We start from the raw sequence: 2,627 nt of genomic DNA on the forward strand, positions 1-2,627 counted from the left end.
AGCATTAAAATTTAAAATTTATCTATTTTATGAGTCCTTTTTCTTGACATAGTACCAAGCCTTAAAGATATTTCATATAGATGATTTAAAAGATGCACAGAGTAAGATGCATTCCATTTTTAAGAACTTTGAATATCCAGATGCGACCACAAATGATCGTTTGATCGCATTAAGAACACACGATGGTTCGGTTGACTTTGAAGTGGTTATTCATCCTAGAGAAGAATATGAGGCACAAGTACTCGCAAAGTCAAAAGTATTTAGATATCCAAATGGAGAACGCATTATCATTACAGTATTTTTAGATATTTCAAATATGGTTATGTTGAAAAAGGCTTTAGAACAAGCCAAAGAAGGAAGTGAAGCCAAGAGTGCTTTCTTATTTAATATGTCTCATGATTTAAGAACGCCATTAAATGCGATTATTGGCTTTAGTGAATTGATGAAAGCACATTGGGATGATCAAGAAGTTTCTAGAGACTATTTGGATAAAATTGATGAATCCAGTCAATATTTACTTTCTTTGATCAATAATATTTTGGAGATGTCTAAAATTGAAAGTGGAAAAGAGGAATTGAAAGAGAAACCATGGGATATTTATACATCCATTGATAATCTTCTACAATTCTTTGAGTCGGATATTCGTCAAAAGAATCAGACATTGAATTATTCAGTAAATATTCAGCACAATATGATTTTAACGGATTCTTTAAAAATCAGAGAAATCTATGTGAACTTAATGAGTAATGCCATTAAATATACAAATGAGGGTGGAACCATTTCTTTTTCTTTAGAAGAAATTGAAAGAGAAAAAGGTCTTTCTGACTACAAAGCAATTATTCAAGATACGGGTATTGGTATATCTAAAGAATATTTACCGCATATCTTTGAATCGTTCACAAGACAAAGAACATCTAGCGAATCTGGAGTCTTAGGAACAGGACTAGGTATGCCAATCGTTAAAAAATTGGTGAATCTAATGCATGGAACTATAAGTATCGAAAGTGAAGAAGGTAAGGGAACAACAGTCGTTGTAAGTCTTCCTCATCGATATATCATAGAAGAACAAGAGGTCAAAGAAGTGGATGATAAAGAAATTGATCTTACGGGAAAACACATACTTCTTGTAGAAGACAATGATTTAAATGCCGAAATTGCCCAAACACTACTTGAAGATAAAGGCCTTAAAGTTATGCGTGCTAAAGATGGATTAGAAGCAGTTACTTTAGTGAAAGAAAAAGCGGTAGATTGTTTCGATTGTATATTAATGGATATTCAAATGCCGAGAATGAATGGATTTGAAGCTTGCAAAGTTATACGCTTTTTACCTAACAATCGAAGTCAACTTCCAATCATTGCCCTAACGGCCAATGCCTTTGAAGAAGATCGTAAGGATTGTTTAGAAGCAGGTATGAGTGAACATGTCGCAAAACCGATTGAAATCCAATCTTTACTACAAACAATTGAATCTGTACTAAAAAAATAGCGGCAAAAGTCGCTATTTTTAATACATAAATGTCAATGTCACTGAAAATAATGTCAATATTGCGCAGAAATATCAATAGTAGTGAAAATAATGTTAAAATCGTGCAAAATTGTCAATAGATTTATTTATCTCTAAGAAGTGATTATTAATGCTATAATAAATGTGCAAATATTTGTTCTCAAATACAGATTATAGATTTGAATATTATACGAAAATGGAGGACAAATATGAAAACACCAAAAGAATATAGTGATAATCTTTCAAATCATATTATCACCAAACAAATGTTAGCGGATTGTTTGTACAGTGTGAATAAACGAGCCAAAAACTATCGAGATAAAGAAAGGGAACAAAGAGTTTATTCGAGAGGACATTACTACGTGGATAATTCTAGGTTTATTGATGGAGCTAGGGAAAAGAAACTAGAGATGTATCGAATGAAAGATACATTGTTGAAGATTTTGACACCGGTTTGTATCCATAAAGAATTCATTGGCTATGAAACAGAAAGAATCTACAGTTATGAGACAGAGGAGTACAAAAAGTATAAGAAGCAATTCTATTATGAAGGACAGTATATGGATGATGATTATTCTATTGTGTACTTTGGAGATATTGAACTTAAGGATGAACCAATATATCACTATTACTTGTTCTATGATTTAAATTGTGGACATACGTTTCATACACCTATTAAAAAAGAAGAATTAGACAAATATTCTTTACCCATTATTGAAATTAGCGAGTTAGAAACGACGGGTCATAAAGTCAACGATTTAGTAAGTGTGCAGTTTGTACGAAAAGTGATTCGATTAATTGAAGAAAATATGTATATATTACAGTAAAAGCGCAGGAATTTCATCCTACGCTTTCTTTCTTATAATGTATAAATTTTATCTGCTCTTTTTGCCACTTCTTTTGAATGAGTGACAATAATAATGCATTTTCCTTGTTGTTTTAAATCATCAAAAATATCCATAATTTCATCACGCGTATCCGGATCTAAATTTCCAGTTGGTTCATCGGCTAAGATAATTTTTGGATCATAGCTTAAAGCCCTTGCGATAGCCACTCTTTGTTGCTGTGATGTTAGCATATAAATAGGACTAGTCAAAAAGAGAAAATTTACACCAGTGGTACA

The 2,627-nt window shown here is 31.9% G+C and carries 3 protein-coding genes; 2 read left to right on the plus strand and 1 reads right to left on the minus strand.

What is annotated here, in order from left to right; translation table 11 throughout:
• The first annotated feature begins 106 nt into the window (after nt 1-106).
• Both DWY01_RS11300 and DWY01_RS11305 read left to right on the plus strand, forming a co-directional pair.
• A complete protein-coding gene (locus DWY01_RS11300; protein ID WP_117996204.1) occupies nt 107-1,486 on the plus strand; it encodes a response regulator in 1,380 nt (459 codons plus the stop codon).
• Between the two features lie 227 nt (nt 1,487-1,713).
• Nucleotides 1,714-2,331, plus strand: a complete 618-nt coding sequence (locus DWY01_RS11305) for a hypothetical protein (RefSeq protein ID WP_117996205.1) — start codon at nt 1,714-1,716, stop codon at nt 2,329-2,331.
• 32 nt (nt 2,332-2,363) lie between these two features.
• On the opposite strand, the gene DWY01_RS11310 is transcribed toward DWY01_RS11305, so the two are convergent.
• Nucleotides 2,364-2,627: ATP-binding cassette domain-containing protein (locus DWY01_RS11310; RefSeq protein ID WP_117996206.1), on the minus strand; the 264-nt coding region annotated here is incomplete at its 5' end.

This window comes from Eubacterium sp. AF22-8LB (genome assembly GCF_003458715.1).
Classification (GTDB): Bacteria; Bacillota_I; Bacilli_A; order Erysipelotrichales; family Erysipelotrichaceae; genus Holdemanella.

What these genes read in the sequence shown, in the direction of transcription:
- DWY01_RS11300 (WP_117996204.1), top strand. Translation starts at nt 107, where the DNA reads ATGCATTCCATTTTTAAGAACTTTGAATATCCAGATGCGACCACAAAT.
- DWY01_RS11305 (WP_117996205.1), top strand. Translation starts at nt 1,714, where the DNA reads ATGAAAACACCAAAAGAATATAGTGATAATCTTTCAAATCATATTATC.